This window comes from Halochromatium roseum (assembly GCF_016653315.1).
In the GTDB taxonomy this organism is placed as follows: domain Bacteria; phylum Pseudomonadota; class Gammaproteobacteria; order Chromatiales; family Chromatiaceae; genus Lamprobacter; species Lamprobacter roseus.
The window spans coordinates 1-4,460 of sequence record NZ_NHSH01000005.1; the positions used below are offsets into that span (position 1 = coordinate 1).

10 protein-coding genes are annotated in these 4,460 nt (G+C 59.2%); 4 read left to right on the forward strand and 6 right to left on the reverse strand.

Annotation, left to right across the window (positions count from 1 at the left end):
* Positions 1-470 precede the first annotated feature (470 nt).
* Both CCR96_RS00190 and CCR96_RS00195 read right to left on the reverse strand, forming a co-directional pair.
* Positions 471-629: a DUF4351 domain-containing protein gene (locus CCR96_RS00190; RefSeq protein WP_201215024.1), complete on the reverse strand. Its 159-nt coding sequence runs from the start codon at positions 627-629 to the stop codon at positions 471-473.
* A 140-nt stretch (positions 630-769) separates the two neighbouring features.
* Positions 770-994 carry a hypothetical protein gene (locus CCR96_RS00195; RefSeq protein WP_201215025.1) on the reverse strand — a complete coding sequence of 75 codons (225 nt, stop codon included), beginning with the start codon at positions 992-994 and terminating at the stop codon, positions 770-772.
* 69 nt (positions 995-1,063) lie between these two features.
* On the opposite strand from CCR96_RS00195, the gene CCR96_RS00200 reads away from it, so the two are divergent.
* Both CCR96_RS00200 and CCR96_RS00205 read left to right on the forward strand, forming a co-directional pair.
* The gene (locus CCR96_RS00200; protein WP_201215026.1) at positions 1,064-1,318 is read left to right on the forward strand and encodes an antitoxin; all 255 of its coding nucleotides are present in this window, start codon (positions 1,064-1,066) and stop codon (positions 1,316-1,318) included.
* A complete protein-coding gene (locus CCR96_RS00205) occupies positions 1,315-1,626 on the forward strand; it encodes a type II toxin-antitoxin system RelE/ParE family toxin (RefSeq protein ID WP_201215027.1) in 312 nt (103 codons plus the stop codon). Before CCR96_RS00200 ends, CCR96_RS00205 begins: the two co-directional genes overlap by 4 nt.
* Positions 1,627-1,743: 117 nt before the next feature.
* Here CCR96_RS00205 and CCR96_RS00210 read toward each other — a convergent pair whose 3' ends face one another.
* Both CCR96_RS00210 and CCR96_RS00215 read right to left on the reverse strand, forming a co-directional pair.
* Positions 1,744-1,968, reverse strand: a complete 225-nt coding sequence (locus CCR96_RS00210; RefSeq protein WP_201215028.1) for an AbrB/MazE/SpoVT family DNA-binding domain-containing protein — start codon at positions 1,966-1,968, stop codon at positions 1,744-1,746.
* Between the two features lie 37 nt (positions 1,969-2,005).
* On the reverse strand, positions 2,006-2,275 hold the full coding sequence (locus CCR96_RS00215; protein ID WP_201215029.1) for a hypothetical protein: 270 nt from the start codon (positions 2,273-2,275) through the stop codon (positions 2,006-2,008).
* Positions 2,276-2,339: 64 nt separating this feature from the next.
* Between CCR96_RS00215 and CCR96_RS00220 the strand changes: the two genes are divergently transcribed.
* Positions 2,340-2,537 (forward strand): type II toxin-antitoxin system VapB family antitoxin, encoded by a 198-nt coding sequence (locus CCR96_RS00220; protein ID WP_201215030.1) that lies wholly within the window; start codon positions 2,340-2,342, stop codon positions 2,535-2,537.
* Positions 2,537-2,950, forward strand: a complete 414-nt coding sequence (gene vapC, locus CCR96_RS00225) for a type II toxin-antitoxin system VapC family toxin (protein ID WP_201215031.1) — start codon at positions 2,537-2,539, stop codon at positions 2,948-2,950. The genes CCR96_RS00220 and vapC overlap by 1 nt, the downstream gene beginning before the upstream one ends.
* A gap of 122 nt (positions 2,951-3,072) precedes the next feature.
* Here vapC and CCR96_RS00230 read toward each other — a convergent pair whose 3' ends face one another.
* Together CCR96_RS00230 and CCR96_RS00235 are read right to left on the reverse strand one after the other, a co-directional pair.
* Complete coding sequence (locus tag CCR96_RS00230) at positions 3,073-3,504, reverse strand: DUF4351 domain-containing protein (RefSeq protein WP_201215032.1); 432 nt, start codon at positions 3,502-3,504, stop codon at positions 3,073-3,075.
* A gap of 201 nt (positions 3,505-3,705) precedes the next feature.
* Positions 3,706-4,260: a hypothetical protein gene (locus CCR96_RS00235; RefSeq protein ID WP_201215033.1), complete on the reverse strand. Its 555-nt coding sequence runs from the start codon at positions 4,258-4,260 to the stop codon at positions 3,706-3,708.
* Between the last annotated feature and the right edge of the window lie 200 nt (positions 4,261-4,460).

The window sequence follows — 4,460 nt, forward strand, 5'->3', positions numbered from 1 at the left end:
CGGGCTTTCATCGCGTCATCAAGCTTGACCGCAACAGGACGGACGGTAGCAACAGCCATGGCAACCTCCACTAAAGCAATACAAGGTAATACCTTACTCTACTGCCGCATCCGATGCCACAGCAAACCTGTCGTTCCGGCAAACGTGGTGAAAAGGGGGTGTTAGCGGCTGCATAAACCTGCGCATAAACAGTGAAGCCGATCGGCAGGATTGGGGGCAGAAGATCATGTCTAGTGCCATCACCGGCGTTCCAGCGCTTCCATGGTTTCCGCGGCGCGAGCCAGACTGTCGGCGTGCGTTTCGGCCACATGGACATGCAGGATCTGTTTGTTCATTGTCAGCCATGAGTTGTCTTGGGCTTACCCAAACATAGGAAGAAACCAGGGACGGACCAGGGTTTAGCCCGGCTGGTCAGCAGGCGCATGGTGGTCAGCGCGGGCTCGAGCTCGAGCTCGAAGCTGGTGCGGTCATCACCTTGTCGTGAAGAGGTCGTCGAGCGAGTTGGCGGTGAGGATCTGCTCGACCCAGGTGTCCAGTTGCTCGTCCGTGGCTTGCTCTAGGCGCTTGGATGCAGTTTCGGGGATGTCGCCGAATTTGAGGGTGATGAGTTTGCGGAGGGTGCCTTCCACGCCCGCTTTGCGGCCTACCTTCGGCCTTCTTTTTGGCCTTCTTCGCGGCCCTCTTTGTGGCCTTCTTTTCGGCCCTCTTGGCGCTCGCGTTCTGCCCAGTGTTGTCGATTTTCGGCCAACATCGCTTTGTCCTCGATGAGTTAGTTGATCTGTCTGAGGTCGATCTGTGCACCAAGCCGCTGGAGATGACGCTTGAGCCAGCGGGTGATGAGCCGATCGAGGCGGGCCTTGTTGGGGTCGGCCTGGATCAGGCGCACCAGCCGATCGACGGCGGCTTGTAGGGATGCGCGATCGCTTGAGGCGATCTCGACCTGAATGATGCCGCTGAGCGGGCTGAAGAGGCTGATGCCGCCGCGTTGGAGCATGGTCGTGGTTCACACAAACCCACATTTGTGGGATTCTAGCTATGCTGACTTCTAATAGGGGCGAAGACCATGAGCCGATTGACGATCGACATCACCGAGCAGCAGCATCAGGCCCTAAAAGCAATGGCTGCACTCGAGGGCAAGAGTATTAAGCAGTTCACGCTGGAGCGCCTTTTCATCGCTCAGACTGGCGACGAGGACGGCACACAGGCCTTGAAGGCCCTGTTGGCTGAGCGCGTTGCTGAGGCGCGTCGCGGTGGCGTGGTCGAGGAGAGCATCAGCAAGATTGCGGAAGACACGGTACGCTCTATAGCCCGCTCATGACACCAGCGTACATTCTCAGCCGTGGTGCGGCAGAGGATCTTCGCGAGATCACGCGCTATACCCATCGTGAGCGGGGCACCGAGCAATGCCGCGCGTATCTCCAGCAGATTGAAAATGCTGCCACTGAGCTTGCGCTTGGCGAGGGCGTCTTTCGCACCCGTGACGACTTGTATCCTGGGGTGCGCGTGCGGCGTGCCGGTCATCACTACATCTTCTGCCTACCGCGGCCAGATGAACCGGCATTGATTCTCGCGATACTTCACGAGCGTATGGATCTCATCGCGCGATTAAGCGAGCGTCTAGCCTGACTGAAAGATATTATGAGATTTACGCTGAGCTTGATCTCGGCGCTTGGATGCGGACTCGGGAAGGCTACCAAGCGCGCGGTCGAAAGTCGGCGTCGTTGAGGACCACACGCGCTCGGCTCACGGGCGCCGTCTTGCCCAGGCGATGGCCTCATCGATATCCGCAGCAGTGAGGCCGAGCTCGTCGAGCTTAGTGCGCACGGCATCGGCTTGCTGAAGACGGACCGAAGTGAGGATGATCTTCCCCTCTTGTGTGGTCACGTCATAGTAATCGGCCTCGCCAACCAACTTCACAATCGCCTTTGGCAAGGTGACCTGGTTCTTGCTTGTGCGCTTGGCAAGCATGCCGATTCTCCATGTAGGGGGGTCAGGAATTTGGATATTAGCAGATATGCCATGCCATCAGGGTCAAGACGTCCTGATAGACGTTCTTGTGATTGGATGCGGTTTCGGGGATGTCGCCGAACTTGAGGGTGATGAGCCGATCAAGGCGGGCCTTGTTGGGGTCGGCCTGGATCAGGCGCACCAGCCGATCGACGGCGGCTTGCAGGGAGGCGCGATCGCCTGAGGCGATCTCGACCTGGATGATGCCGCTCAAGGGGCTGTCGATGGCGCTGAGTTGTTCGGAAGTGTAGCGCCCTTCGTCGATCAAGATTGAACGACCAGGGCGCTGATGTGTATGATTTAAGAACCCAATACACAGCAGAGGCGCTGCCATGCGGACGAATATTGTGATCGACGATCAGCTGATGGAGCGAGCCCTTATCGCCTCTGGCTACCAGACAAAGCGTGAGGCGGTTGAGGCCGGACTGCGGCTGCTGGTTCGACTGAAGGAGCAGGGGCGCATCCGTGAAGCCCGTGGCCGCCTGCCCTGGGAGGGTGACCTGGATAGCATGCGGCGTGACGACGCCTGATGGTCTTGGTCGACTCATCGGTCTGGATTGACTACTTCAATGGGGAGACCACCGCCGAGTGCGACGCGCTGGATGGGCTTCTCGGCCAAGAGTTGGTGCTGATCGGGGATCTTATCCTGACCGAGGTTTTGCAGGGCTTTCGCACAGAGGCTGGCTACCGGGAGGCACGTGCGCTGCTTGATCCGCTGGGTTTTTGTCGACTAGGTGGCAGAGAGGTTGCGCTTGCAGCCGCTGATCACTATCGGTTGATGCGAGGCAAAGGTGTCACGGTACGCAAGACCATCGACGTGATCATCGGCAGTTACTGCATCCTGTACGATCTGGCCCTGTTGCACGCTGATCGGGATTTCGATGCGATGGAAAAGCACGTTGGCCTCAAGGTCTATCGGTCAGCGTCAATGCATCTCGCCTAGAGCAGAGAAACCCGGGACGGAGAAACCCGGGACGGACCACGGTTTAGCCGGGGGCTGGAGACTTTCTGTTCAGCAGACGCATGGCGGTGAGCGCGGGCTCGAGCTCGAGGCTGGTGCGGCCATCATCTTGTCGTGAAGAGGTCGTCGAGCGAGTTGGCGGTGAGGATCTGCTCGACCCAGGTGTCCAGTTGCTCGTCCGTGGCTTGCTCTAGGCGCTTGGATGCGGTTTCGGGGATGTCGCCGAATTTGAGGGTGAGGAGCTTGCAGAGGGTGTCCTCCACGCCCGCCTTGCGGCCTACCTTTTGGCCTACCTTTTGGCCTACTTTTTGGCCTACCTTTTGGCCTTCTTTATGGCCTTCTTCGCGCTCGCGTTCTGCCCAATGCTGTAGGTTTTCAGCCGACATCGCTTTGTCCTCGACGAGTGAGTTGATCTGGGTAAGGTCGATCTGTGCACCAAGCCGCTGGAGATGGCGCTTGAGCCAGCGGGTGATGAGCCGGTCGAGCCGGGCCTTGTTGGGGTCGGCCTGGATCAGGCGTACCAGCCGGTCGACCAAAAACAGGGACGGACCACGGTTTAGCCTAGCTGATTAGCAGGCGCATGGTGGTCAGCGCGGGCTCGAGTTGCTGGTTGGCGCGGTCATCACCTCGTCAGGAACAGGTCATCGACTGAGTCGGCGGTGAGGATCTGCTCGACCCAGGTGTCTCATTGCTCGTCGGTGGCTTGCTCTCGGCGCTTGGATGCCGGCTCGGGAAGGCTACCAAGCACGCGGTCGAAAGTCGGCCTCGTTGAGGATGCTGGCCGAATCGCCGGTGGCGCGGATGCTGAACAGCCCGCGGTTTTCCACCATCGCCTCGGCGCCGGCATCGGCCGTGAGCCAGGCCATGGCGCCGTAGAGCCGGTTGCCGGCGTAGCGCGGTATCCAGGTCTTCAGGTGATTGAGCTTGTTGAGAAAGCCTTTGACATCATCGGGGCGCAGGGTGGTCTTGACCTCAACCACCACGACCTCCTCGCCATTGTGGGCGATGATGTCGAATTCATAGTTGCCGCCATCGGCTCGCTTGCCTTTGAGTCGGGTGGTGGTGTCGGCAATGGCGATCCCGCGTTCGGTCAGTAGCCTGACTAAATCGCCCTCCACCAAGGCTTCCATCAGTCGGCCCCACTGGCTGGTGAAGAGCTGTTCGAGTTGATTGAGTTTGCGATCAGTGTCCTTCTGTGATTCCGTCAGTGCTTTCTGTGATTCGGCAACTTCCCTCTGTGCTTCCGCAACCTCCCGAAACAAACTCATAATCTCGTCATAGGTGGTGGCCATCGCCTGCCCCTGCTCCGAATTTCATACGCAAAGGTGCTCATTCGGTGATTCGCTCTCCGTTGATAGCGCCCTGGCGGGCGAGCAACTGGAGTCCGGGTTGGGCAGTCTCAACCGGAGGCGCTCAGTCCGCGCTTGCAGGATCGCCTTCACCTGTCGATACGGCGTGAACCGCTCGATGTCCGGATCGGTTAACCGTGCCA

Coding starts and splice junctions, on each gene's coding strand:
- CCR96_RS00195 (WP_201215025.1), bottom strand. CDS start 994: ATGCTCCAACGCGGCGGCATCAGCCTCTTCAGCCCGCTCAGCGGCATC.
- CCR96_RS00200 (WP_201215026.1), top strand. CDS start 1,064: ATGAGCCGATTGACGATCGACATCACCGAGCAGCAGCATCAGGCCCTA.
- CCR96_RS00205 (WP_201215027.1), top strand. CDS start 1,315: ATGACACCAGCGTACATTCTCAGCCGTGGTGCGGCAGAGGATCTTCGC.
- CCR96_RS00210 (WP_201215028.1), bottom strand. CDS start 1,968: ATGCTTGCCAAGCGCACAAGCAAGAACCAGGTCACCTTGCCAAAGGCG.
- CCR96_RS00220 (WP_201215030.1), top strand. CDS start 2,340: ATGCGGACGAATATTGTGATCGACGATCAGCTGATGGAGCGAGCCCTT.
- vapC (WP_201215031.1), top strand. CDS start 2,537: ATGGTCTTGGTCGACTCATCGGTCTGGATTGACTACTTCAATGGGGAG.
- CCR96_RS00235 (WP_201215033.1), bottom strand. CDS start 4,260: ATGGCCACCACCTATGACGAGATTATGAGTTTGTTTCGGGAGGTTGCG.